The following is a 24,418-nucleotide window of genomic DNA, read 5'->3' as shown; positions in this document are numbered from 1 at the left end:
ATTTTTTTATCACTGTCAAAATTTTTATACATAACAGGAGGACATTATGGAATTCTCATTTCCGACTATACAAGAATTTTTGGAAAGCGTTTTAATCAATCATACATGTAGCCTTGATCGCATTAAGAAAATAAACGAAAGGTTTTATTACCTCCCTTCTACTACAGAAGAATATAATTGCGCAATTATTTATGTAGATGACTCATTCACTGCATTAATTGACGCTTTTTCTTATGAATTAGCTGTTATCATCCTTAACGAAAACGATGAGCCGATATACTGTATAACTTCTCAGCAAATGATTCCATTTCTTTATAAGTCCTACAATGAACTACAGTCATTTTATGACACTGTAATACAAACAACTGACTCTTCTGTTACAGTAATTGATAGTAAAGAATGCGTTCGAACTTGGACAGATGGTGCTGAAAAAATATTTTCAGTCAACCATAATGAGATTATTGGGCAACCGATTACTCGTTTTTTTGATTATAAAGACTTGGAAATTTTACAATCTTTACATGATGGAAAAAGCATAGTCGCTCAGTTCCATCAGCCTCGCCCCGATTTATTCGTATTAATTAATTCAAATCCAGTTTATTGTAATGATGAAATTATAGGAGCAGTCGTTTCAGAAACAGATGTTACAAATCAAGTCGCTTTAAATGAAAAACTATTTAATATGTCACATGAAATGCACCGTTTAGAACAAGAAGTGGCAAAGTATAAAGATGAATCCGATCCATTCCTTGCGATGAATGGAAAAAGTCCTGTTATACAAAGAACGATACAATTAGCTAGAAAAGTTTGTTCGGTGAAATCAACTGTTTTAATACTTGGGGAAAGCGGAGTTGGAAAAGAAGTATTTGCGAAAGCAATTCATGAAGCAAGTGAAGCAGCGAAGGCGCCTTTCATTTCGATTAACTGCGGGGCAATTCCAGAAGCATTATTTGAAAGTGAATTATTCGGTTACGAGCGTGGGGCGTTTTCTGGAGCAAATAGTAAAGGAAAAAAAGGTAAAATTGAACTCGCGCAAGGCGGTACTTTATTTCTTGATGAAATAGGTGAAATGCCACTTGATATGCAAGTAAAACTGTTACGTGTACTGCAAGAGCGAAAGTATTACCGAGTTGGTGGTGAAAAAGAAATTAATATTGATTTCCGTATTATCGCTGCTACAAATCGTGATTTACAAGAAGAAATGAGAAAAGGAACTTTCCGAGAAGATTTATATTACCGCTTAAATGTAGTTAGCTTGCAGATTCCACCGCTGCGCGAAAGACGCGAGGATATTATTGAATTAACCTATTCTTTCTTAAACGATTTTTCAATCAACTATAACAGACCAATTCGTGACTTACCTTCAAGCATTATGCATGAACTGCTTCATTACAATTGGCCAGGTAATATTCGCGAACTTCGAAACGTTGTTGAACGGCTTGTGGTATTCGCAACAGACGGAATTATAAAACAAGAATATTTACCATTTCATAGGACTGAAACTTTAGACAACCATACAGCCCATTCCCTATTACTCAGCAACAATAATACAATCCTTTCTTTACAAGAAGAGATGGATGAGCATGAGAAAAAAGTTATTGAAAGGGCTTTACGAATTTTAAATGGGAATAAATTAGAATGCGCCAAACAACTTGGTGTAACAAGGGCTACTTTATATAACCGTTTAAAGAAACTTGGACTTCAATAAAGAATCAGTATGCACCGATCAGGCGTTTACAGGTAGCCCTCTCTCCCTCCTCTATATTGGCATGATTTTTGCATATATAATTTGTGAAAACCGAACTAGAGGAGGAATACACATGACAAATAAAAACAACTTAATCGTTTGTCGTTGTGAAGAGGTTACATATGGGCAACTTCAATCGACAATTGCTGAATATAACTGCTCGGCAAGAGAATTAAAACTAAGAACACGTGCTGGCATGGGATTTTGCGGTGGTCGCACATGCAGAATAATGATAGATCGAATGATTGAAAATGCGAATCCTGACGTAACTCTTAATGAACTACCGTTAAAATATCAACCACCAATACGTGCAGTTACTTTTGGATCGGTAGGTGAAAGTAAATGAGTAGAATTACACATCACCCTATTTTAGGTACTTTACAAAGTAGTGAGCGTATTACCTTTCAATTTAACGGTCATCAATACGGAGCATATGAACATGAAACGATAGCTGCTGCCCTGTTAGCAAATGGAATTAGGACAGTAAGAGTTCATGAAGATAGCGGAACACCGCGAGGTATTTATTGTAATATCGGACACTGTTCCGAATGCCGCATGACAGTAAATAATCAAACAAATGTACGCGCATGCTTAACTGTTGTAGAAGAAAACATGGTTGTTGAAAGCGGGAAACAGCATCCGAATATCGTGAGAGAGATGGTGAAAAAACGATGAGTGATGTAATTATTATTGGTGCAGGGCCAGCGGGATTATCTGCTTCTATTTCTTGTGCTCGTTTCGGACTAAAAGTGCTCGTTATTGATGAATTTATGAAGCCGGGCGGGAGATTGTTAGGACAGTTGCATCAAGAGCCTACTGGAGAATGGTGGAACGGAATAAAAGAATCGAAGCGACTTCATGAAGAAGCAGAATCACTTTCAGTACATATCAGGTGCGGTGTTTCGGTCTATAATTTAGATAGAGATGAAAACAATTGGTTTGTACATACTAATATCGGTACGTTAGAAGCACCTTTCGTACTACTTGCTACTGGAGCTGCGGAATATTCTATTCCCCTTCCTGGCTGGACACTTCCAGGAGTGATGTCAATTGGAGCAGCTCAAGTTATGACAAATGTTCATCGCGTGCAAGTTGGAAAAAAAGGAATTATTATTGGTGCTAACATTTTGTCTTTCGCCATTTTAAGTGAATTGCAATTAGCGGGAATTACAGTGGATCATATTGTACTCCCTGAAAAAAGCGAGTTAAGTCAAAAAGCTGGTGAACCTGAAGAAGTTTTAAACTCTCTTTTAAATGCAGCACATCTCGCTCCTTCTGCTATTTTACGAATAGGTAGCCACTTTATGAAATATGATTGGATTCGAAAAGCTGGATTAACATTCTATCCAAACAGCGGAATGAAAATAAACGGAACGCCACTTCACCTTCGGAAAGCAGCTCTTGAAATTATCGGAACAGATCAAGTTGAAGGTGTACGTGTTGCTAATATTGACTCTAAAGGAAATGTTATTAATGGATCAGAGAAAATATATGAAGCAGATTTTGTTTGTATTGCCGGGGGATTATACCCACTTGCCGAACTTGCAGCTGTAGCTGGTTGTCCCTTCCATTACATTTCAGAATTAGGTGGACACGTTCCTCTCCATTCCGAAACAATGGAAACTCCTCTTCCTGGTTTATTTGTAGCTGGCAATATTACAGGCATTGAAAGCGGAAAAATTGCGATGGCGCAAGGAACAGTTGCAGGTCTATCTATTGCTAAATATGCAAGCAAAAAACGTGATATAGTCGACCAACAATTATATCACGCCATTCAAAACGTTCACTCTGTTCGTCAGAAAGCTGCAATTCAGTTTAATCCGATGGTAGATATCGGTAGACGAAAGATGAATGATTTATGGCATAAATTCCAAACAAATGATAAAGATTTCTATAAACAACAAGAAATTATTTAATAAGACTTATTTGTCAAAAAGCTCCCCTTATCAAAAACATAAGGAGAGCTTTTCAAATTATTTCACTTCGATTGTCCAATCACCATCAGCTTGAATAGTGAATATATGTATACCATTTTCTTTTACAGGTACTTTTTTCGTAGTATCGGCAGCACCAATTTCATTAAATATCATGCTATCGTTTAAATCCACTACAAAATTACTTTCACCATTCTTATGTACACCATGCAATTCTTTCAAACCTTTTTCAAGTTTCACAAAAACAACATCAGATCCGTGACCACTAATTGTTCCTGGAGCTGTTACTACTTTATCTATTGGAATAGACTGAGACATATTCACTTTCCAGTGACCATCTGCCATTGGATTAATAAAATATTTTCCACTCTTGTTTAATAAAACTACACGTTTTTCTTTTCCATTACCAATAAAATTCGAAAGTGAACCAGAGTCATTACCTTGTTCATCTTTTAACTCTAGAATTGCATTACTTTCTCCTGTATGTTCTACTTCCGCAATAACAAATCCGGATTTTAACTCAAAAAAATCAGAAGAATTCGCACCATCACCTTCTAACGAAACACTATGATCTTGTGATAATCTCTCCACTGCACTTTTTTCTTTTATCTCTTTAGCTTTCGGGCTAGTTGTTGCTGTTTGCTGTTCAGTATTCTTATCTTTTTTTTCATTCGCTTGTACATCTTTTGTTTGCTCCGTTGAATTACAAGCAGTTAAAGATAAACATACCGCAGCAATTGTTGCTAATAATTTCTTTTTCATAATATCCTCCTATTAACATAAAACATTCTTAATAAGAATAACATATTTTTACCAATTCATCAGTTTATTAAAAATTGAATTTTATCCTAAAATAGGAAACATACTAAAAATAGAAATTAAAATAAAAAACTGCTAGAGCATAAAGCCCTAACAGTCTTATTGTTCATCACTATTAAATTTCGCTAATGCGTAAATACCTTCTTCATCATCTAATTCAAGTTGTAATCTCGCTGCGAATGAATTGACATTATATTCTCTGTCAAGCAATAAGCGTAATGCTTCGATTAAGTTTGCTTGAATTAAAATTTGCTGGCGACCATTTACCTCTACTTCCGCAGAGAAACCGTAGTTATCGTCATACATGAGTTCAACTAACACTTCTTCTGGACCCACTTGTCTTTTTTCAGCTATATATACGCAAAGCGCATTTATTAATTCTTGTTCAGAAATTTTTATTGTTTCCATGCTACTTCATCTGCCTTCTTTTTACGTTGGTCTTTGAAGTATTTAAATGCACGAACTGCTAACATTACGATACCAGCCATTACTAACATATTTACCATAAATGCTAATACAGAACCAAGAGCTCCCATATTTGCAAATAAGCTACCCATTAGTAAACCACCAAGACCACCTAGTAATAAACCTTTCATAAAGCTTCCTTTATTACTTTTTGGTGCTGTGTTTGTTGCTTTCGTTTTTGAATCTGGAGTCGTTTTTTGAGAATTTACATTTGAGTCTTTTTTGTTTAAATCAACTTTTGACTTTTGACCTGAACTTGGTGTAAATGATTTTTTACCAGATTTGTAACTTTTCGCTGCTGCATGATCTACGAACATAAAGCTGCTAGCCCCAAAGATAACCATGAATGCTGTCATTACTGCTACAAGTTTTTTCAACATATTATATCCATTCTCCTTTTATATAGATATATGTGAAATCTATCTTTCTAGTAAATTCAGAATGATAGATTTATTTTTAAGAACATTTTAAAGGTTCTTATGAACTTATTATATGAACTTTTGTCGAAATATGCAAGTATTATTTACTTTCAACAGTTTGGTGACAAAGGAAAAATTAAGCAAAACAGAATTGACTTTAAATGAAACAAAACATATTATAAGTTCATAAGAACTTTTTATTATTTTGGAGGTGAAAAGATGGAAACATTTCATCTCACACGAAACGAAATGGCTACCCTTCTTCTATCACTAAGAGGATGGAATACGAAAAAGCCTCTCGGTATTTTACAAGAAGCTTGGGCAAAGTCACATAAAAAAGATATTGAAAGCGGACAAAGCGTTACAGCTTTTATTACTACCGCACTTTCACCTATTTTTGAAAAACTGATTAAAATTGACGATACTGATGTCGGTTTTTCTTTAAATGAAATAGTTGCGCTTGGCAATCAGATTGAAAACACAAGTTTCTCTGTAACTGCTATGCAAAACTGGGTGAAACGAGATATAAAAGAAATGATTGGCTCTCCTCAAAAAGGGAAAAAATATTCGATTGAACAAGCAGCCTTACTGTTCATTGTCGAAGATTTAAAAACAGCACTTGATTTTGAATCCATTCGTAAGCTATTACGCCTTATCGTTAATGACCCAGCCGATCGAAGTGATGATTTAATCAATCCTGTTCATTTATATGTAGCATACTCTTCTCTATTTGAAGAACTCAATCAAGGGAATTGCTTACAACTAAATGCAACAGATACAGTTCATACAATTGAAAACATCGTAAAAGAAAAAGCTGATAAAATCGCAAGCAAGTTCGATCAAATTAATAACGAACAACGCGAAGCAATTCGTAACGCTATTATCATTGCGACCCTTTCTGTACATACCGCTTATGTACAAATGTTAGCAAAGCGTTACGTAACAGCAACTTTATTTTTACAGAACTTAGATGTGAAGCCTTAAAAAAACAAGCATCCCCCCCGTCATATACCTAGGACAGGGGGATGCTTGTTTTCAATCAATATAAAATACAAAAATCATTTTACATCTAAGTTTCATTATAAAATAACTCTTGATTATGTATTATGTAAAAAACATTACTAACCTAACATTCAACAATGTTCATTTCTTTCTATTAAATTCCTATCACATTTTCTCGATAAACTTAATTACTTCATCTTTATAATTATATTTGTCATTAATTTCTTGTAATAATTCAATATCATGCGTATGAGTTTTTCCTGTCTCTAACAGCTCACGATATAAATCAATGTAAGGAAGATTTTTATTCATGGCATTTTTATATTCCTTTTCTACATCGTAAAAAACCTTTTTAAACCTCACATCAGTAATCCCTGCCTCATCAATTTCAAGAATTGCATACTGAGCACGCAAGTCAGAGTTTAGCTTATTCCACTTGTAAAAAGGTTGTCCAACTGTTCCTGGGTTAATAATTAATTGATCATTGCTACTATAGCGCAACAATTGATGGTGGGTATGAGCGTAAATCGCAATATCATAATCACGATCAAATAGCCGATCAAACTGTTCCTGATTATTAGTGGGCCACAAATCTCCTCCGTAATTTTTATTTTGTAGATTATGACTAATACTGATTGATAAATCATTAACCTGTTTTGTTATATGTAATGGTAAATTTTTAACATGCTTAATATAGTTTTCATCCAGGTTTTCACATTGATACTGAACTAATCTAGAAACATAAATATCAGTTGCGTTATCAATATCAATATTTTTATTAAGAACGTCAAGAAAACTATCTTCCCAGTTTCCTTGTACATAAGTATCAACGTTAATACTTTCTAATATTTCAAACAAATCATTCGATCCAGGACCAGGCATAATTAAATCTCCTAAAAACCAATAATCAGTCACACCTTCTTTCATAGAATCTTCGATAACTGCTTTTAAAGCAGTTGCATTTCCATGTACATCTGCCAGTACAGCAATTTTATGTTTCATGTATTTTATTCCCTCCTCTAAATTTACGTTTCCATCTCATTCATTTTTTATTTTCGAACCAAATCAAATTGAATAGGCATATTCTTTTTTAGGCAATTTTACTATCTCTTGAATGAAATTTGATTTCTCTAAAATGTCCTCTAACTGCCCCTCATTATGGACGTAAATACCACCTGCATATGAACTGTACGCCTTTTTCTCAGTTATTATCGCTAAATTGTTATTTTCCTTTTTAAAATCACCCTCCACTCCTTTTTGAAATGATAAACTTTTAGTTGGTGAAACATAAAGTTGAATTAAAGATACTATTTCAACATCATCTGATTTTGCAAAGCACTGTATTTCATTTAAAATCATTTCATCTTGTAACGGAAGAAAGTCTTCTACTTCTAACTTCTCTCCTTTATGAAAGAAGTTTTGAAGTTCAGGAGTATAGAACGAAAGATTTTTCTCCTCTATCATTTTAAAAATTGTTTGCAGCAATATGTCTTTTCCTATCACAAACGGGTGGCCAAATCCATTATTGTAAAGCCCTTCTTTCATTTTCATTAATTGTTCGATGAAGGGGATTCCCGATTCTTCAATAACAAGTTTACCGTCAATTAAACGCATGTTAGCAATCAATCCTTCTATCTGTAAACCTTCTAATTCAAGCGACGAGTAATATAAATCTCTATTCCAAAAATCTAATTGATCCATTCCTAATGAATTAAATAAGAGCTCATCTATAATTGGAAAAACTCCATCTTCTGTTAAAGCTTTCGTTACATCATCTAATAATCTAGGTGTTTGATTTAAAATCGTACGTATTTCTTCGTCCTCTTGAATGATTCGTACCGTCCACTCACTATGATCTTCACCCGATATTTGCTGAAAACAATGTGAAGATGGCCCATGTCCAACATCATGTAGAAGGGCTACAGTAGATACTAGCTTTCTTTCATATTTCGATAAATGTATGTCACCAATCTCAGTAAGATGTTCTATCACTTTATTTACTAGCACATATACACCTATCGAATGTTCTTTCCTCGTATGTATTGCGTTCTCATGTAAAAAATAAGTATGTCCTTGTTGTTTAATATTCGCCAACCTTTGAAATGCTTTTGTATCTATCAATCGAAGGATATCTCTATCACGAATAGAGATTGGTCCATAAATCGGATCTGTAATATACATACGTTCTCCTCCTATTTTTGTAAATGAAAGACCTATATTATTATACTTAATTTTCAGTCTATTATCATTGATATATGAGAAATTTTTAATAATCTTTTCATTAACCCTTCATGAAAACGTAGCTTATATACTTTACTATAATACTTATGAGAGACATAAAAGAATTGAAATAGCAATCCCCTATGTAAATAAGGTATAATCTACATATAGTGAACCTTTTACGTAATTAAATAAAAGGTTCTTATACTCAAAAATTCATAAACTAGAAGGTGCAACAATGTTAAGTAGTTTTATTCATTCAGTATTAACGGTTTTTGAAGGATTAGGTTATTGGGGCATTATGCTTGGACTTATGATTGAGATTATCCCAAGTGAAATTGTCCTTGCTTATGCAGGATACTTAGTATTCAATGGAAGTATCTCATTTATAGGCGCAGTTGTATTCGGTACAATTGGCGGTGTTATTGCCCAAATCTTTATTTATTGGCTTGGACGATATGGTGGACGCCCTATATTAGAACGTTATGGAAAATATATTTTCATACATAAAAAGCAAATAGACGCTGCAGAAGATTGGTTTAATCGTTACGGAACTGGTGTCATTTTTACAGCACGCTTCATTCCAGTAGTGCGTCATGCGATTTCAATTCCTGCTGGTATTACAAAAATGCCTTTACTACGTTTCACTACACTAACAGCACTTGCGATTATCCCTTGGTCTATTATTTTCATTTATTTAGGTGAAAAGCTAGGTGAAAATTGGGAAAATATTAACGATATTGCTGGTCCGTATGTGAAATCATTCGCAATTGGTGGCGTCGTACTTATACTTTTATACTTCGTTATAAAAAAATGGACAAAAAAGCGTAAAAATCTTGCTTAAGAATATAAAAAAGCCGCTATAAATTCAGAATTATAGCGGTTTTTTATTTATATTAATCTTCAGGAATTATATAACACCTTTCCATCTACATTTATATGGATAAGCAACCATTCAATCATTTCTTTCGTATATTATCTCAAAAAGGAGTGATTCCCCTATGCATTGGCAGCAAAAAATACCATACTTAATCGGACGCCCTATCGGTATTTCCTTCATAAATGGGCAAGGAACTTCTGGTGGTATTATGTTCAGCTCATGATGGTCAATTATATGTGTATGAATACCTTATCAAGCCCAGTTCGCAATGAAACATTATGATTATAGACAGATTCAAGATATACATGCATTCCCAAATTGTCCTCACCAAAATCCTCTATACTAAAAAAATCGGAACGGCTCATAGCCATTCCGATTTCTATACTTTATTTCTCAGAATTAAATTTTTGCACTGCTTCATCAAAATAAATCCAACCTTTCCAGCCTAAATGAATCGTATCTTTTAAGAAATACTTATCATATTCATGACCAGAGAAATCAACTACTGGATATCCTGCTTTCTCAACCTGCTCTCGAACTTTTTTATAATACACTTCACGGCGTTCTTTCGGGAAGCCAGTATAATCATACCAAGGCCCATTTACAGGTACAGAAATAAAGAGTGGTTTGACATTTTTCTCTTTAAATAAATCTAAAATAATTTGTAAATCATCGTATTCTGGTGATTCATCATATGTTTCATTTGCTCTAAAGTTTTTTAAACCTTTTAGTTTTTTCTTCAGATTATTCTTATGATAATACGGATTTTCAATTCCAAATGTATTTGTAGTAGACTCTGCTTTCCCTTCTTGTTCTGCGTGTTTACGTGCGTCTTCCCAAGAAATTGAACGAAGTCCGATATTTGTTTTCTCTTTCATCGGTTCGATTTTAAATAAAGAGTTAAATAAATCTCTATGATCTAAAATATTTCGATGCATATAAGCAAGTGGTTTAACTAAACCTGCTTTTATGTTATGTTTCGTATCATTATATACAATACCTTCTAATGAATTTTTTAATATATCATCTTCTTGAACAACTTTATAATCTAATAGCCGTTTCGCGATTTGCTTCTTCATTCCTGGATTTATCTCATCATTAAAAATAAAATGATATGCTTGTTGTTTGGAGAAATTATTAGTGAAATCCCCTTGTGATACACCAGTCTTTGTAAACCATTGTGGTGAAAGAACAAACACTACTTTTTTACCTTCTAATTCATCCATAGTAGATGTCATATTTAAAATATGAGCTAAACTTTGTGTACCACCAGTTCCAATTAAAAACGGTGTAAAACCAGCTGGATTTACTTTGAAATAATTAGACGGATGATATGCATCCATTCGTAAAAATTCTGATGAACCGTACATCGGTAAATACTGTGAATTCTCTAACATTTTTTGCTGTAAGAAAACACTTTGTAATTTCTCTTTTTGTAAAGAAGTTGCCGCATCTTCTACCTTCTTATCACTAATAAGCGATACTAAACTTTTCGATGGGATTAGAATGATAATGAAAAAAAGCACACACGCTAAAATTATAGGACCAAAAGCATGCTTCATTTTCATCTTCTGTCCCTCTTTCTATCGTTATTAAATTGTAACCCTTGTTTTTGACACGTCATCTTTTCTCTCCTTTGTCTCTATACATGTTCCATTCTATTTATCTATTATATACATGTATGTATTTCCTTCCTTGTTCTATTAAGCCCTATATAAATAGCGCAAGAAAATGTTTCCATAGAAACATGTTAATTATACAAGATTCTACATAAATTTCACACTGGAATTTTAGTAATAATTTTATTTTTTAACAATGAAAAAATATATGAAATGTCTAGAATTCTTTGGATGATGTATGGAGTTCAAAATATGATAATAAGCGCCCGCTATGATCAACTTCATGAGTATATATAAACCCGAGCTTTCGTAAAAGTTTTTTCGAGCTCTCATTTGCTACTTTAACTCTAGCAATTATTCTTGTTACATTCAAAGTCTCTATTGCATATTTAATGGAAGCCTCTGCTGCTTCTAATGCATACCCATTCCTCCAATGTTCTGGGTCAAGAAGATACATAATTTCTATTTCACCTGTTTCATCTACCTTTCTTAAACCACAATGTCCTAAAAGCTTTCCTGTTTCACTATTAAATAACAACCATACCCCGAAGTCATACTGTTCCCAATGTAAGATAAGTTGCCCAATATAATCATTTGTTTCTTCCTTCGACATTCCTCTTGATTTAGCCAGCCATTTGCCAACAGTATCTTTTTTTAATATGTTATAAAACTGATCAATATCTTCTACAATTGGTTTCCTCATAAATAATCTTTTTGTATAAATTACTTTCTCTTCTTCAAACATAGACATCATTTTCCCTCCAAATACTGTTTACAGACTAATAAATTATACCATGAACTATTTTTCTAACTTTAAATAAGAAAAAACAGACTATCACATACGTGAAGTCTGTTTCCCCATTCTTTTATTTTTGTAAATCTGCCCATTTTAAACTTGTAGCTGGACCAAATTGATGTACATATAAATCTTTCACATATGGTTTTTGTAAGTAAGATAATCCACGCTGGAATACCGGTGCAATTACTGCATCATCAAGTAGCATTTTTTCAGCATCTTGCATTGCTTTCCAGCGAGCCTTTTCATCATTACCTAATTCTGTTTTAATCTTCTTAATTAATGCATCATATTCTGGATTTGCATATTCTGTATTATTAACACTGCTTCCAGAAAGGAATACTTCTAAGTAAGTCATTGGATCTGGATAATCTGGTAACCAGCGTGATAACGACATTTCATATTCTTTCTTCTTCTCAAGTGCTAATTTTTGCGTATGCGGCTGTAATTTCACATTCACTTTTAATCCTGGTAAGTTTTTCTCAAGCTGCTCTTTAATGTACTCTCCAACTTTTTTAAAGTTTTCTAAGTCATAATTTAATAATTCTAAAGTCACTTCATTTGTACCTGTCTCTTGTTTTGCTTTCTCCCAATATTCCTTCGCCTGTTTTACATTTGTCTTATTAAACTCACCAGACGTACTTCTAAAATCTTTCTTATCTGGGCCCTTTAAAAATCCTTTTGGTACGTAATAGTTCGCTGCAACCGATCCATCATTTAAAAATGAATCTGCGAGTCCCTTCTTATCAAAAACTGTACTTAGCGCAAGACGTGCATTTTTATTTTTAAGAATCGGTACATTTTCATTAAATCGGAAGAAGTACATAACTGGATCTGTATATTGTTTTAGCTCTTTATTATTTTTATATTTATCTACGAATTCTGTAGAAATAACAGCTCTATCAACTTTATCTGTTTCATATAAATTTACCGCAGTTGAAATTTCTTTTACAATTTGATAGTTTACTTCATCTAACTTCACTTCTTTTTTATCCCAATACTTATCGTTTTTCTTCATTGTAAAGCTAGCTTCATGCTTCCACTCTGATAATGTAAACGGTCCATTATATACCGCTTTATTTGCTTCTAATCCATATTTATCACCTTGCTCTTTCGCATATTTTTCGTTAATTGGATAGAAGGATGGTAAAATTAATAATTTCGTAAAATACGGTACAGGATGTTCTAGCTCTACGACGAATGTTTTATCATCCTTCGCTTTTACTCCTAATTCATCTAGACCTAGTTGTTTTTTATTTATCTTCTCAGCATTTTTTACATCGTACGCAATGTATGCATATTGAGAAGCTGTATCTGGATTAATCAATTGCTTCCAAGCGTATACGTAATCATGGGCGGTTACTGGATCTCCGTTAGACCATTTCGCATCACGCAATTGGAATGTATATGTCTTTCCATCTTTACTCACTTCATATTTTTGTGCGCCGGCTTCAATTTCTTCATCATTTTTCGATAGACGAAATAGTCCTTCCATTACGTTATTCAAAACGTTAAACGAGACTGCATCTGTTACTTTCCCTGAATTTAACGACGGAATTTCACCCGTTTCTAGTAACTGTAATACTTTCTTCTCATCTTTCGGCTTTGTTGCAGTTTTTTCTTTTGCGCAGCCAACTAAAAATGAAGAAACTAATAGAGTACTAACTAATGAGTAACGAACAACTTTTTTCATTTAAAAACCCCCTCTATTTTTAAGGTAAGTAACGACGAGCACCAGCGTATTCTTCTATATATCCTGGTGTATTTAGCGGTATAATCTCTACCGATCTTTCAGCTCTTGGTGAGTGAATCATATTGCCATCACCAATATACATTGCGACGTGATGGACACTACCTTTCCCTTGATCATGTGCAAAGAAAATTAAATCTCCCTTTTGTAGATTTTCTTTATCAACTGCAACTCCTGCTCTTGATTGCGGTCCAGAATCTCGCGGAATTGTAATGCCGTGCGATTTATAGATCGTATGCGTGAAGCCAGAGCAATCAAATCCAAAACCACTTGTACCAGCCCATATATACGGTAAACCTAAAAACATTTTCCCTGTGTTAATTAAATCATCAGCTGTCGGTTTTGGAATATCAGTTTGAGAACGGTAAACTGTTCCATCATTTTTTCGTAGCCATGCTTTCTGACCATTTGGCAACAATACACGGTATGAAATTGTGTCTTCACTTAATAGCGGCAGTCTTGTATTATAACTGACTTCAAGTGATTTATGTTTTTCAGAAGGATTTATATATAAAATCGCAGTTGGCTTTGTTATTAACACAAAAGGTTCATTTGTTTTATCTGCAAATTCTTGATTATATGTTAATTGCTTTTCAGGCATCCAGCCCGGATAACCTTCTTCATTTCGTGGTGTTGGCTGTCCATGCACTAATACCTTCACCCATTCGCCTTTCTTATCAATAACAGTTACTTCTTGACCGAGTAACGCTTGTGTTTCTAATTTATTTGCATTTGTTAACCATAGTTTCTCGTCAAGTGTCATTGATTTCGTCCATTTCCATAGATCCACTGGATTTGTTGTACTCGGTGTATCGATTGGCCTTAATGAATCAGGTACTGTCCATAACGTTGCAGCAGATACATCTATAAATGCTTTATTATCCTTCTTTTCTTCAGCATTTGCCAATGTAAACGATGAAAATATAAATAAAGTTGTTAAAAATGCAGTTCCTACTTTTTTCATATTTATCCCCCTTAAAAGATAGTTTACTAGTCTCTTCTCCTAAGACTTACTATTCACTGTCGATTGAAGGTTTACCTTTGATCCAGAATAAGTCATTCCTTCTGGCTCTTCCATTAACCAAAGCGGTGCATCAAGATCAAAATAATGTATATTAGGATGCGCTGCCGCTAAATGCGCAACAGCACTAACGGAAAGTGAAGATTCCATCATGCTGCCCACCATACACTTCACACCAGCTGTTTCTGCGATATCTGCAATACGCCATGCTTCACGTATACCACCACATTTCATTAATTTAATATTAATGAAGTCTGCATATCTTCCTTGAACGAGCTTTAATGCGTCACTTGCTGAAAATATACTTTCATCGGCCATAATTGGCGTTTGCACACGATCTTTGACATACTTTAACCCATCCCAATCTTTCGCGTGTACTGGTTGTTCAATAAATTCTATATTTAAATTACGATTTTCCATTTCTTGAATAATAGAGACCGCTTCTTTTGGACTCCAACCTTGATTCGCATCTAAACGTAATATCGTATTTCTTGGTACCACATTTCGAATTGCCTCAATACGTTCCAAATCTAAATGCGCCTCTTTACCCACTTTAATCTTTAATGTTTGAAATCCTTTTTCTATATGTTTCTTCGCTTCTTTTGCCATTAATACAGGCTCATCCACACTCACTGTAATATCGGTATGAATTTCTTTCTTCCCGCCTAACAAGGCATATAACGGCACATTTTGATATTGGCAATATACATCATATAAAGCGATATCTACCGCTGCTTTGGCACTTGAATTTCCAATACAACTCATTTGAATGCCCTGTAGTAACTGCTGAAACTGAATGATATTTTGACCAATTAAACATGAACGCATCGGTCCTAAAATCGCTTCTTCCATTCCGCTGGTGAAATCCCCCGTAATAACTGGCGTTGCGGCTGCAGCCCCCTTACCAATCACTCCTTCGTCTGTATGAATATAAACATCTATACTTTCAATTTCTGTTACAGTACGAAGCGCGGTTTTAAACGGTGTATGCAGTTTTACACGTCTACGATTTACTTTTACATCTGTAATTTTCATTTTGTTCATCCTTTCATTCTCCAATGAAGTGAAATTTTAATCCACCGGAGATTTATACCCACGGATTATTAGGTAAACCTATTGGGCATTTACTCTTCTATCTCTCTACTTTGTTTTCGTTCACTTTTGATGTAGGACGATAATGTGAAATAAAAAAATCCAGCCATAAGAATGATTCTTACGGCTGGATTTTGTCTATGATTGAGTAGACAAAGCAGCAATCTGATTATATTTTTTCTGTGCATCTTTTAGCGCTACAAGTAACGCTTTTTGAGAAGAACCGAAATATCGGTTCTTTACTTCCATTACTAACGCCGGGTCATTTATATTTTTATGTAGAAATAAATATTTAACAAATTGAGATGTTAATGCAATTGTCGCTGAGCAGTCTGCATCTACAATTTCCCCTGTATCCTTAACAAGTATAAATGCTACGAAATAGCTTTTAAACTTTTCAGTAATGGGATTATTTTGAGGTGCTTTCGCATCCCCTACGATATAAATTGTATTTGAAGCGTACACAGCTATCTTCCTTTCTTATACGAGGATAACGGGTTTCTTAATAGTCGTATGAGCGAGGAACTCAACGTTGATTAAAAAATGTATCCGCTTACCTTGTATTATAATATAATTGACAGAATTTTAACAACATTTATTTTAGTGCATATTCCATATTTATGAAAATAGCTTAAACTCTTCATTTCTACAATATGTGATTGTTCCTTGTACCATGACATTCATACATAAAAAACTGCACCCCCAATTGTTAGACGGTGTCTAACAATTGGGGGTGCAGTTCAATGGCTAACTGTTTTTATTACTTTGGCATCACAAATATAGTTTCATTTGACTTAGAAAATTGATACTCTTTTCTCGCTAACTTCAAAATTTCTTCCTCATCGTCTGTTAAATTTTCTATGTTAGTCTTTAAAGAATCTTTATCTTTCTTTAAAGATACTAATTGTTTCTTTTGATCCGTAATCGTATCTTTCTTTTTATCAATTACTTCTTGTTGTTTCGTTAAAATATATTGAACATATAGAGTAGTTGCCGCAATAAAAAGGACCATTAAAATAAGTCGCCTTAACTTCTTTTTATTTATCCTACGCTTGTCACTAGGTTGTGATAATTGCTCTGGTATATTAGGAACATTTACTCGCTCGAGTTTCCTCATTCAAATCCCCCTAACCCATATTTTTCACTACCATCGGCACGTTTTCTTACTAAACTAAATTCTATTCTTATAAAATAAACTCCTTCACAAAAATATCCCATAAATTAACCAATTAAAGATAGCATTCGACGACATTTCCATATTTACACCGATTTTTTTTATACATGCTGCTATAAAATAGTAGTTTCTGTAATTCTTTTTCTACTATTGTAGAAGAGTTTTTTCACACACAAAATTCCTTCCCCACATATCCATGTTATAACATGCTTACAAGGAGGGGGAATATGCATTACCGCACATTAGGTAAAACTGGAATAACTGTTTCTGAAATAGGTTTTGGCGCATGGGCAATCGGTGGTGATGAATGGGGACCTGTTAACGATAAACAATCTATAACCGCTATAAAAAAAGCAATTGAGTGTGGTGTGAATTTTATTGATACTGCGGATGTGTATGGTTTAGGACATAGTGAAAAGTTGGTAGCTACCGCGATTAAAGGACATCGTAATGATATTATCCTATCAACGAAAGGTGGTTTAATCGGACATCACTACGACCCTAATGGAGTTCCTGTATATGATACTCCCGAAAAAATCATCGCCGTATTCGAAACAAGTTTACAACGTCTTCAAACAGATTATATTGATCTTTATTTTTGTCATATTTGGTGGCATAATCGTAGAGAAACAGAAGCATTTCTACGTGCATTTGACATATTAAAACGTGATGGCAAAGTAAGAGCAGTCGGTGTTTCGACTCATGATTTACAATACATTCATCATTTCAATAACAACAACGAAATTGATATCGTACAACTTGATTACAATATATTAAATCGAAAACCAGAAAAAGATATATTACCATTCTTACAAGAGAAAAATCTAGGAGCTGTTATTCGTGGTCCATTAAAAATGGGCATTTTAACTGGAAAATTCACAAATAAAACAATTTTTCCAGATGGAGATTTACGCAAAGATTGGCCAAATGAAACTTGGTTTCAAGAAGACTTACAAACCGTAGAGAAACTTCGGCTGCTCTCAAATAAAAATCAGACCCTAGGGCAACTTGCACTTCGCTATGTACTCTCTCATCCGGCAGTAAGTGTTGTAATTCCTGGTGCAAAAACAGGAACACAAGCACAAGAAAATGCAAATGCATCTGTTCGCCCTATTTTGAGTGATGAAGAGCTTAACTATATTCATTCAATATAAAAAGCCCAATCCGGGCTTTTTAATTTGGCAAACTAATATCATACTCCATTCGCTTCGCTGTGTCCTCCGCAACATGCACACCTAACAAGTTTTTCACAATATGAAATGCCATATTAATTCCAGCTGAAATTCCGGCAGATGTTATAATATGTCCTTCATCTACAAACTTTACATTTTCTATAACTTCAACATTTTGAAACTCATTTTTAAACTTTTCAATACTAGCCCAATGTGTTGTTGCTTTTAAACCTTCCAGTAAACCTGCTTTCGCCAGTAATAGCGCTCCTGTACAAACTGAAGTCATCAGCTTTACTTCTTTCATTTGTTGGCGAATCCATTTTATTACTATTTCATTTTTTATTTCATATTTTCTAGCATCTAGCCCACCCGGAATTATTAAAATATCCACTGGTGGTAAATTTTCAATACTATAATCTGGCTGTACCTTCAATCCATTCCTTGCTGTAATCATTTCCCCATTCTCGCTAACTGTATAAACAGTAAATGTTTTTTCTTCATTCACCTCAGTTACAGAAAAAACTTCAAATGGCCCTGCAAAGTCTAACACTTCTACTTCATTAAATAAAAATATACCAACACTCCATTTATTCATCATAAGTTCACTTCCTGTTTCAAATGATGTAAAAGGTGATTATATCCTTTTTCTAATGCAATATCATACGCTGTTTTCCCATCATTTTTCTTAATCATCTTATTAGCTCCATTTTTAAGGAGCAACATAATTATTTCTTCATTTCCTAATAATGCTGCTTCGTGGAGTCCTGTCCAGCCACCACTTTGCATAATATTTACATCTGATCCTTTTTCAATTAAGAAAGCGACAAGTTCACTTTGCTTGTTCGCAATTGCCGCTTGCAAAGGTGTATTTTCATTTTCATTTTTCGCTCTACTATGTATATCTGCACCGCTTTCTAAAAGAAAACTCGCTATTTCTTTCTGTCCAAAATAAGCTGCTAAATGAAGTGGTGTCCAGCCATCTTCACTACATTCGTTAACAATACTTGGACTCGCCTTTATAAACTTCACTACTTTTTCCTTATTACCACTTATAACAGCTTGTGCTATTGATTGTAAACGCTCCATAATAATCTCCCATCCTTCAAAATATTTAAGCATCTCCTTCTACATGTTCTATTAATTATTATATTTTCCTTTTAAAATCTTAAGTTTACATAATAATATTATATATATTACTTTTTTGTGCTTAATGCTGAATAGCAATAATGTTAAAAATACTGCCTTTAAACAATGAAGACCATAATTTCATTAGAGTTACTGAAAAAGCAAGCAAAAAACTATACACATAGTTTTCATCATATTTGTTCATTTGCATAAAATAAAACAGGTAATGTCTATTCTGCTATTCATGCTTTCAACATATCAAATAATATTATTCCAATAAAAAAACAATCCCTTTTTAAAATGGATTGTTTTTTTATTTCTTTTTTATACTGTTTATTTCTTTTTTGTATTTTCAATGATGAAATAATTACATTTACAAAAATGAAACGCTACTATCTTAACCCCTCTTATAGTAATTTTTTCGTTTGAAAACAAAAAACACACTTCCACCTTACGATTGAAAAAACATATGTAAAAGTCTCTAAACCAGCTGCCTTATCATACTAATCTATAGCAGTTCTGTCTTCTTCCCTTACCCGTTTCCTTTAACACATACGATTTTAAAACTAGCGCCGTTAATGAATCTGTTAATGTTTTATATGATAAATTTGATAATGCCAATAGATCGTTCGTATATAGCATTCTATGCTTCTCTAATAATAATAGTACTAATCGTTCAGACGGTTTTAATGCCTCATCACTTTCTAGTATAAAGTCTATATTTTTCATTTCTCTAATTATTACTCCTTATATCAAAAAATACTTTAGACGCTTATTTAATATAAAAATAATACATAACAAAATTATAAATATATTAAAATAGCACCATCTAAAAACACTATTATACTATAACATAGAAGTAGTGTTTCCCCAAATAGGAAATGCTTTTTTTATATCGCTTATAAGATTCTTGCAAACCTACATAATATTTTGTACCATTACCCACCAAGTTTTCTTCTAATTTCGCTGCTCATCCTGATGTATTTGTAATCAATGAAGTTCTTCTAAATTTATAAACAAATAAAAAACGGTTCGTCTATCATGCCCTAAACATGAATGACAACCGTTTTCCAGCTTCTTCTTAATTAACATGTTCTATCTTAAATATTTCTTGCAATATGCGGCTTACTGTAATGACTTGTTCCACCGCCACCAACTACTACTTTACCGCCTTTTTCGAAAATTAATAATTTACTTGAACCATCTGCAAGAAGCACTATTACTTCAGCATTATTACTTGTTGCTACATAAATTACATAACCACTCTTTGATATACAAGTTTCCCAATTCGAATCAAATTCTGATCTTACTATACGATTTGAATACACTTGATTTTCAATTCTATCTTGTTCTACGTTTTCCAAATTGATTCCTCCCACTTCACTAAAATAGCATTTATAGGAAAATAACAGCCCTATATAAAATAGTAGCCGACTTTAACATAAATAGTATATGTAATTAGTAGGAGAATGCTTGGACAACGAAAACGAAATAGACTTCAAAAATTTCACAATTGAAACTTCTCTTTAATCATTTCCGCTACTTCTTTTGCACTCAAATACGTGTTATTAATTTTTATATACTCTTCTTTTTCAATTTCACCATGAAGAGAGTTTAATCTATGCTTTTTCATCGTTTCTTTTAAATTATTTTCAGACCACTCAATATCTCTTTTTTTCGGTTTATGTTCTAATCTATTCGGGCTTTTATTTCGTTCTAATCTTTCATCTAATTCCGCTTCCAGCTCTACAAAATGCACTGTCCCACCTTTTGATTCAAAAATACTTTCTACATGATGTATATAATCCCAATCCGCTTGGAGGTCAAATGCCCATATATACGTAAAAATCATTCCAGATAAATCACTTTTAGATACTTCTTCAAATATTTCATTACGAAATAAACTTACTAGTCTTTTTGCTTCTTTCGTACTGTAATCAAAAATTGGACTTACTAAATCAATTGTCATGTGGTTATGAAAAAGTTTTAAACCGGTTAATGTTGCTAATTCTTGCCCCACTGTCATTTTTCCAACTGCTTGTGGGCCAAATATTAATATAAGTTTCATTTATTTCCCTCCAATCTTTCTCTATAAACCATTACATAAAATAAAAAATAAGGCAGCCGATTTTAAATCGATTGCCTTATTTTTTATTCATAGTTTTAGTTCTATTCTTTTCGCACAGCTTCAAAAGTAATCATTTGATTTGCATTTGACGGTTCTTTTTCATAATCATATTCAGCAGAGCACGTAATATTAGAGAAACCTATACTTTCTAAAAGAAGTTTAAACTCTTCTATTCCATACCAGCGCAGCGCAAAGCGTTGTAGTTCTGTTTGTACTAACTGTCCTTTACTCCACTTTTCATATTTCAAATATGATACAGTAACTTGGTTCAGCCAATCTATTTCAATTGATTTATTTTCTAATGTGATTCCGTCTCCACTCGGCAAAGAGAAAGTCGATGTATGAATTTCCCCAGTCTTCCAGTCATGCGGAAGCATAATATCTACGATTAATCGTCCATCTGGATTAAGATGTTCATAAAAACATTTCAATGCATTTATAGAATCCACACGATTTTCAATTAAACAAAAAGATCCAGTAGGAATGATAATTGCGTCATATTTATGCGGAAGTGAAAATTGTTGCAAGCTTCCTTCATATAAATTAGGATGTAAGCCTCTCTCTTTACAGCGATTACGGCAAGAATCTAGCATTTCAGGTGAATAATCTATCCCATCCACTTTAAAACCAGCCTCTAGAAGCGGAATGATGACACGTCCTGAACCTACTGCGGCTTCGAGGATTCTTCCTCTACAATCTTTTAAACGTTTTTTGTAATACTCAATATCACCATTTAAAGAATAACCGACTGGTTTTGTGTAATCATACAGTTCTGTACAAAGTGTACTATAAAAGCTAAACATTTATTTTCTCCTCCGTTTTTACGTACGGAAGATTTCAATTCAACTAATCTTCCTGCACCTCTGATTTTAATGATATTTCGAAAGAGCTGACTGTCATAATATATCACTCACTTTCCATAGAATATAATGATATTGTATTACATAACCTTCCAATTTGAAATATAAAAATTAAAAATTCAGACTACAAATTAAAGAGCTTACTTTAGTAAACTCTTTAGAAAAAATATTTATTTCACAATCGGCAATGTCACTTCACTTAATTTCACTGTAAGTTTCGTGCCAGCTTTCGGTCTAATTGTATAATCATAATCACTTGCAATTAAAACAACTCCGATTTGATGCCCCGCTTTAAATACATAATCATCTGGCTGCATGTCCCATGTAAATGTATAATCTTTGCCCGGTTGAATCGCTGTTGAATTTTCTATACTCTTTAAGTTTTGTGGATCCATCCAGCCTCTCGTTACGATTTCCGGCTTCGCTCCTCCATAGTCAACAAGTAATGCTGTTAAATTTGATACAGATCGATCAATATTTCCTGTAATTGAAATCTTTGGTGTACCACTTATACGCGTATCTTTTTGCAGTACAGGCATTGTATATACTAATCGATTTGCTACTTCTAATTCTGGGTTTGCTACTAATTGGTTTGATTTCATTTGTGCATCATCTAAGACTGAGAAAACTTTATTAGCCGCTCCCATACTTAATGGTAAATTGACTGATTTATTACTTAAATACATACGGATTTTTGAAGGTACAGTTGCTGGATCTGGCCAATTTTTTATCTTTTGCCACGTTTTATTTTCTCGTTGCACATCAACCATTGGTTCTTCCATAATTCCATTTTCAATTCCGTACAACCAATAATCTAACCATTTATTTTGTGTTTGCTGCCAGTTATTACTTGATGTCCCACCATGACCACCTTGGTGTAGCCACATTTTACGAGGAACATTATTTTCCGCAAGTGCTTCCCACCATTGCGCGAACTGTTTCGTCTTAACATTCCAATCGTTTAAACCATGAACAACAAATACACTCGCTTTTACATTTTTAGCATCTTTTACATAGTTACGTTTATCCCAAAAATCATTATAATTACCTGTTTTTCGGTCTTGTCCAGCCGTTAATTCTTTTATAACTTGTCCGCAAACTTCAGGATTTTCCCTTGTCAGTACTGCTTCTGCCATATTATCTGTATCTTCTCCTTGATATCCGCCTGGAGCAATGACTGCACCATTTGCACGATAATAATCATACCAACTACTAATTGCTGCGATTGGAATAATTGTTTTTAAACCTTCGACTCCAGTAGTCGCAACAGCATTTGGTAAAGTACCATTATAGGAAGCTCCAGTCATACCTACATTTCCTGTAGACCAATTTGCCTGAACTTCCTCACCCTGTTCTGTAAATGCTTTCGCGCGACCGTTTACCCAATCAATAACAGATTTTGTCCCGAGTATCTCTTGTTCATCTCCAGTTGTAGGGCATCCATCTGATTTTCCAGTACCGATACTTTCGCCTAGAATAACTGCATAACCTCTTGGCACGTAATAGTTCCCATACGAACCAAGATTAACCGCTCCATACGGTTTTCCTTCATACGCATACAATTCTTCATCTACATTATATACAGGAACATCTTTTAATCCAGATCGATATGGACTCATTTCATAAATAACAGGAACTTTCACATTCGGATCTGTCTTTGGACGCATAACTTTTATCGATACTCTGTCTTTCTTACCGTCTCGATCACTATCAACTTCTGTCTCTACATATAAATTTTCGATAATAGCTTCATCGAGAGAATAAATCGGTTTTGTCATCCCATTTTCTAATTCAATTTTCGTACTTTTAGTTTCTTCCTTCTTCTCTGCATGCACATCCATAGTAAAGCTAGGTATAATTGTTGCAGATAGCATTGCTGACAGTGTAATTGCCATTTTCTTTTTACTCAAAATGTTCCCTCCCCTTATTCGTTCTCTTTTACTATATAACAAAATAACTGAAAATTCAGTTTTATTTTTATATAAAAGTTGAGAAACTCAAAGATTTCTTATTAAGTAAAATTTAATGCAGGTATGAAAGTATTTTCCCACTTCCTCCTTCTTTATAAAGTGAAACTTTAATCAGCCCTCACCAATTGGGCGTTTACGAGCAGCAGGGCCACTTCTTTGTTTTCGCTGGATTTTGAGGTGGGGTCTTACTGCCCGGCAAATAGCGGGATAAATAGAGAAAAAGAC

At 33.8% G+C, this 24,418-nt stretch carries 26 protein-coding genes and 1 pseudogene; 8 read left to right on the top strand and 19 right to left on the bottom strand.

The genetic code is table 11. The annotated features are described in order from the left end of the window. The first annotated feature begins 46 nt into the window (after window positions 1–46). The 4 genes from ACK1U5_RS04345 (at window position 47) to ACK1U5_RS04330 (ending at window position 3,663) form a co-directional block, all read left to right on the top strand. Window positions 47–1,708 (top strand): sigma-54 interaction domain-containing protein, encoded by a 1,662-nt coding sequence (locus ACK1U5_RS04345; protein WP_069605329.1) that lies wholly within the window; start codon window positions 47–49, stop codon window positions 1,706–1,708. 112 nt (window positions 1,709–1,820) lie between these two features. Next, window positions 1,821–2,093, top strand: coding sequence for a (2Fe-2S)-binding protein (locus tag ACK1U5_RS04340; RefSeq protein ID WP_000182619.1), 273 nt, complete (start codon window positions 1,821–1,823; stop codon window positions 2,091–2,093). Beyond that, on the top strand, window positions 2,090–2,422 hold the full coding sequence (locus tag ACK1U5_RS04335) for a (2Fe-2S)-binding protein (protein ID WP_000087070.1): 333 nt from the start codon (window positions 2,090–2,092) through the stop codon (window positions 2,420–2,422). The genes ACK1U5_RS04340 and ACK1U5_RS04335 overlap by 4 nt, the downstream gene beginning before the upstream one ends. Next, window positions 2,419–3,663, top strand: a complete 1,245-nt coding sequence (locus ACK1U5_RS04330; RefSeq protein WP_001286104.1) for an NAD(P)/FAD-dependent oxidoreductase — start codon at window positions 2,419–2,421, stop codon at window positions 3,661–3,663. The genes ACK1U5_RS04335 and ACK1U5_RS04330 overlap by 4 nt, the downstream gene beginning before the upstream one ends. Before the next feature lie 57 nt (window positions 3,664–3,720). Here ACK1U5_RS04330 and ACK1U5_RS04325 read toward each other — a convergent pair whose 3' ends face one another. The 3 genes from ACK1U5_RS04325 to ACK1U5_RS04315 all read right to left on the bottom strand — a co-directional run bounded on the left by ACK1U5_RS04325 (window position 3,721) and on the right by ACK1U5_RS04315 (window position 5,345). Further along, entirely contained in the window at window positions 3,721–4,443 is a 723-nt protein-coding gene (locus tag ACK1U5_RS04325) for a hypothetical protein (RefSeq protein ID WP_000727976.1), read from the bottom strand. Between the two features lie 156 nt (window positions 4,444–4,599). Next, complete coding sequence (locus ACK1U5_RS04320; protein ID WP_000447766.1) at window positions 4,600–4,908, bottom strand: YxcD family protein; 309 nt, start codon at window positions 4,906–4,908, stop codon at window positions 4,600–4,602. Beyond that, entirely contained in the window at window positions 4,896–5,345 is a 450-nt protein-coding gene (locus ACK1U5_RS04315; RefSeq protein ID WP_000914478.1) for a hypothetical protein, read from the bottom strand. Before ACK1U5_RS04315 ends, ACK1U5_RS04320 begins: the two co-directional genes overlap by 13 nt. Window positions 5,346–5,603: 258 nt before the next feature. Here ACK1U5_RS04315 and ACK1U5_RS04310 point away from each other — a divergent pair, with 258 nt between their 5' ends. Further along, window positions 5,604–6,368, top strand: coding sequence for a DUF1836 domain-containing protein (locus tag ACK1U5_RS04310; protein WP_000447231.1), 765 nt, complete (start codon window positions 5,604–5,606; stop codon window positions 6,366–6,368). Between the two features lie 183 nt (window positions 6,369–6,551). On the opposite strand, the gene ACK1U5_RS04305 is transcribed toward ACK1U5_RS04310, so the two are convergent. Together ACK1U5_RS04305 and ACK1U5_RS04300 are read right to left on the bottom strand one after the other, a co-directional pair. Beyond that, window positions 6,552–7,388 (bottom strand): metallophosphoesterase family protein, encoded by an 837-nt coding sequence (locus ACK1U5_RS04305; RefSeq protein WP_025709494.1) that lies wholly within the window; start codon window positions 7,386–7,388, stop codon window positions 6,552–6,554. A gap of 63 nt (window positions 7,389–7,451) precedes the next feature. Beyond that, window positions 7,452–8,567, bottom strand: coding sequence for an HD domain-containing protein (locus ACK1U5_RS04300; protein WP_069605330.1), 1,116 nt, complete (start codon window positions 8,565–8,567; stop codon window positions 7,452–7,454). Window positions 8,568–8,844: 277 nt separating this feature from the next. Between ACK1U5_RS04300 and ACK1U5_RS04295 the strand changes: the two genes are divergently transcribed. Further along, entirely contained in the window at window positions 8,845–9,450 is a 606-nt protein-coding gene (locus ACK1U5_RS04295) for a DedA family protein (protein WP_048567589.1), read from the top strand. A gap of 157 nt (window positions 9,451–9,607) precedes the next feature. Continuing rightward, window positions 9,608–9,832, top strand: a pseudogene (locus ACK1U5_RS04290) (hypothetical protein). A 40-nt stretch (window positions 9,833–9,872) separates the two neighbouring features. Here ACK1U5_RS04290 and dltD read toward each other — a convergent pair. The 7 genes from dltD to ACK1U5_RS04255 all read right to left on the bottom strand — a co-directional run bounded on the left by dltD (window position 9,873) and on the right by ACK1U5_RS04255 (window position 16,881). After that, window positions 9,873–11,054, bottom strand: a complete 1,182-nt coding sequence (gene dltD / locus ACK1U5_RS04285) for a D-alanyl-lipoteichoic acid biosynthesis protein DltD (protein ID WP_000782305.1) — start codon at window positions 11,052–11,054, stop codon at window positions 9,873–9,875. Between the two features lie 268 nt (window positions 11,055–11,322). Beyond that, on the bottom strand, window positions 11,323–11,856 hold the full coding sequence (locus ACK1U5_RS04280; protein WP_000061613.1) for a GNAT family N-acetyltransferase: 534 nt from the start codon (window positions 11,854–11,856) through the stop codon (window positions 11,323–11,325). Between the two features lie 115 nt (window positions 11,857–11,971). Next, window positions 11,972–13,594, bottom strand: coding sequence for a peptide ABC transporter substrate-binding protein (locus ACK1U5_RS04275; RefSeq protein WP_000758254.1), 1,623 nt, complete (start codon window positions 13,592–13,594; stop codon window positions 11,972–11,974). A gap of 19 nt (window positions 13,595–13,613) precedes the next feature. Continuing rightward, window positions 13,614–14,615, bottom strand: a complete 1,002-nt coding sequence (locus ACK1U5_RS04270) for a C40 family peptidase (RefSeq protein WP_069605331.1) — start codon at window positions 14,613–14,615, stop codon at window positions 13,614–13,616. A gap of 39 nt (window positions 14,616–14,654) precedes the next feature. Continuing rightward, window positions 14,655–15,716: a dipeptide epimerase gene (locus tag ACK1U5_RS04265; RefSeq protein WP_001038458.1), complete on the bottom strand. Its 1,062-nt coding sequence runs from the start codon at window positions 15,714–15,716 to the stop codon at window positions 14,655–14,657. A gap of 186 nt (window positions 15,717–15,902) precedes the next feature. Further along, window positions 15,903–16,229 (bottom strand): DUF3870 domain-containing protein, encoded by a 327-nt coding sequence (locus ACK1U5_RS04260; protein ID WP_000271312.1) that lies wholly within the window; start codon window positions 16,227–16,229, stop codon window positions 15,903–15,905. Window positions 16,230–16,524: 295 nt separating this feature from the next. Next, the gene (locus ACK1U5_RS04255) at window positions 16,525–16,881 is read right to left on the bottom strand and encodes an FtsB family cell division protein (RefSeq protein ID WP_001228371.1); all 357 of its coding nucleotides are present in this window, start codon (window positions 16,879–16,881) and stop codon (window positions 16,525–16,527) included. 284 nt (window positions 16,882–17,165) lie between these two features. On the opposite strand from ACK1U5_RS04255, the gene ACK1U5_RS04250 reads away from it, so the two are divergent. Then, entirely contained in the window at window positions 17,166–18,092 is a 927-nt protein-coding gene (locus ACK1U5_RS04250; protein WP_000559359.1) for an aldo/keto reductase, read from the top strand. A 19-nt stretch (window positions 18,093–18,111) separates the two neighbouring features. Here ACK1U5_RS04250 and ACK1U5_RS04245 read toward each other — a convergent pair whose 3' ends face one another. From ACK1U5_RS04245 to ACK1U5_RS04215, 7 genes are all read right to left on the bottom strand, one after another. After that, window positions 18,112–18,708 carry a DJ-1/PfpI family protein gene (locus ACK1U5_RS04245; protein ID WP_044584555.1) on the bottom strand — a complete coding sequence of 199 codons (597 nt, stop codon included), beginning with the start codon at window positions 18,706–18,708 and terminating at the stop codon, window positions 18,112–18,114. Next, entirely contained in the window at window positions 18,705–19,196 is a 492-nt protein-coding gene (locus ACK1U5_RS04240) for an ankyrin repeat domain-containing protein (protein ID WP_030025963.1), read from the bottom strand. Before ACK1U5_RS04240 ends, ACK1U5_RS04245 begins: the two co-directional genes overlap by 4 nt. 537 nt (window positions 19,197–19,733) lie before the next feature. After that, on the bottom strand, window positions 19,734–19,964 hold the full coding sequence (locus ACK1U5_RS04235; protein WP_000789031.1) for a hypothetical protein: 231 nt from the start codon (window positions 19,962–19,964) through the stop codon (window positions 19,734–19,736). Window positions 19,965–20,335: 371 nt separating this feature from the next. Continuing rightward, window positions 20,336–20,599 carry a hypothetical protein gene (locus ACK1U5_RS04230; RefSeq protein ID WP_113710672.1) on the bottom strand — a complete coding sequence of 88 codons (264 nt, stop codon included), beginning with the start codon at window positions 20,597–20,599 and terminating at the stop codon, window positions 20,336–20,338. Window positions 20,600–20,742: 143 nt separating this feature from the next. Continuing rightward, complete coding sequence (locus ACK1U5_RS04225; protein ID WP_000767061.1) at window positions 20,743–21,303, bottom strand: AAA family ATPase; 561 nt, start codon at window positions 21,301–21,303, stop codon at window positions 20,743–20,745. Window positions 21,304–21,404: 101 nt separating this feature from the next. After that, window positions 21,405–22,166: a class I SAM-dependent methyltransferase gene (locus ACK1U5_RS04220; RefSeq protein ID WP_069604861.1), complete on the bottom strand. Its 762-nt coding sequence runs from the start codon at window positions 22,164–22,166 to the stop codon at window positions 21,405–21,407. A gap of 227 nt (window positions 22,167–22,393) precedes the next feature. Further along, window positions 22,394–24,133, bottom strand: coding sequence for a Xaa-Pro dipeptidyl-peptidase (locus ACK1U5_RS04215; protein ID WP_113710671.1), 1,740 nt, complete (start codon window positions 24,131–24,133; stop codon window positions 22,394–22,396). Window positions 24,134–24,418: the final 285 nt, after the last annotated feature.

It is taken from the genome of Bacillus sp. XB1 (assembly GCF_053557995.1).
The sequence above is the reverse complement of the archived record's forward strand: the minus strand, read 5'-3'. Positions and strand labels throughout refer to the sequence as shown.

Bases quoted from the DNA above. Each gene is read 5' to 3' on its own strand.
- ACK1U5_RS04345 (WP_069605329.1), top strand. From the start codon at position 47: ATGGAATTCTCATTTCCGACTATACAAGAATTTTTGGAAAGCGTTTTA.
- ACK1U5_RS04335 (WP_000087070.1), top strand. From the start codon at position 2,090: ATGAGTAGAATTACACATCACCCTATTTTAGGTACTTTACAAAGTAGT.
- ACK1U5_RS04240 (WP_030025963.1), bottom strand. From the start codon at position 19,196: ATGGAGCGTTTACAATCAATAGCACAAGCTGTTATAAGTGGTAATAAG.
- ACK1U5_RS04270 (WP_069605331.1), bottom strand. From the start codon at position 14,615: ATGAAAAAAGTAGGAACTGCATTTTTAACAACTTTATTTATATTTTCA.
- ACK1U5_RS04280 (WP_000061613.1), bottom strand. From the start codon at position 11,856: ATGTCTATGTTTGAAGAAGAGAAAGTAATTTATACAAAAAGATTATTT.
- ACK1U5_RS04320 (WP_000447766.1), bottom strand. From the start codon at position 4,908: ATGGAAACAATAAAAATTTCTGAACAAGAATTAATAAATGCGCTTTGC.
- ACK1U5_RS04235 (WP_000789031.1), bottom strand. From the start codon at position 19,964: ATGAAAAATATAGACTTTATACTAGAAAGTGATGAGGCATTAAAACCG.
- ACK1U5_RS04295 (WP_048567589.1), top strand. From the start codon at position 8,845: ATGTTAAGTAGTTTTATTCATTCAGTATTAACGGTTTTTGAAGGATTA.
- ACK1U5_RS04305 (WP_025709494.1), bottom strand. From the start codon at position 7,388: ATGAAACATAAAATTGCTGTACTGGCAGATGTACATGGAAATGCAACT.
- ACK1U5_RS04225 (WP_000767061.1), bottom strand. From the start codon at position 21,303: ATGAAACTTATATTAATATTTGGCCCACAAGCAGTTGGAAAAATGACA.
- ACK1U5_RS04265 (WP_001038458.1), bottom strand. From the start codon at position 15,716: ATGAACAAAATGAAAATTACAGATGTAAAAGTAAATCGTAGACGTGTA.
- ACK1U5_RS04330 (WP_001286104.1), top strand. From the start codon at position 2,419: ATGAGTGATGTAATTATTATTGGTGCAGGGCCAGCGGGATTATCTGCT.
- ACK1U5_RS04310 (WP_000447231.1), top strand. From the start codon at position 5,604: ATGGAAACATTTCATCTCACACGAAACGAAATGGCTACCCTTCTTCTA.
- ACK1U5_RS04315 (WP_000914478.1), bottom strand. From the start codon at position 5,345: ATGTTGAAAAAACTTGTAGCAGTAATGACAGCATTCATGGTTATCTTT.
- ACK1U5_RS04300 (WP_069605330.1), bottom strand. From the start codon at position 8,567: ATGTATATTACAGATCCGATTTATGGACCAATCTCTATTCGTGATAGA.
- ACK1U5_RS04275 (WP_000758254.1), bottom strand. From the start codon at position 13,594: ATGAAAAAAGTTGTTCGTTACTCATTAGTTAGTACTCTATTAGTTTCT.
- ACK1U5_RS04340 (WP_000182619.1), top strand. From the start codon at position 1,821: ATGACAAATAAAAACAACTTAATCGTTTGTCGTTGTGAAGAGGTTACA.
- ACK1U5_RS04325 (WP_000727976.1), bottom strand. From the start codon at position 4,443: ATGAAAAAGAAATTATTAGCAACAATTGCTGCGGTATGTTTATCTTTA.
- dltD (WP_000782305.1), bottom strand. From the start codon at position 11,054: ATGAAAATGAAGCATGCTTTTGGTCCTATAATTTTAGCGTGTGTGCTT.
- ACK1U5_RS04250 (WP_000559359.1), top strand. From the start codon at position 17,166: ATGCATTACCGCACATTAGGTAAAACTGGAATAACTGTTTCTGAAATA.
- ACK1U5_RS04220 (WP_069604861.1), bottom strand. From the start codon at position 22,166: ATGTTTAGCTTTTATAGTACACTTTGTACAGAACTGTATGATTACACA.
- ACK1U5_RS04245 (WP_044584555.1), bottom strand. From the start codon at position 18,708: ATGATGAATAAATGGAGTGTTGGTATATTTTTATTTAATGAAGTAGAA.
- ACK1U5_RS04255 (WP_001228371.1), bottom strand. From the start codon at position 16,881: ATGAGGAAACTCGAGCGAGTAAATGTTCCTAATATACCAGAGCAATTA.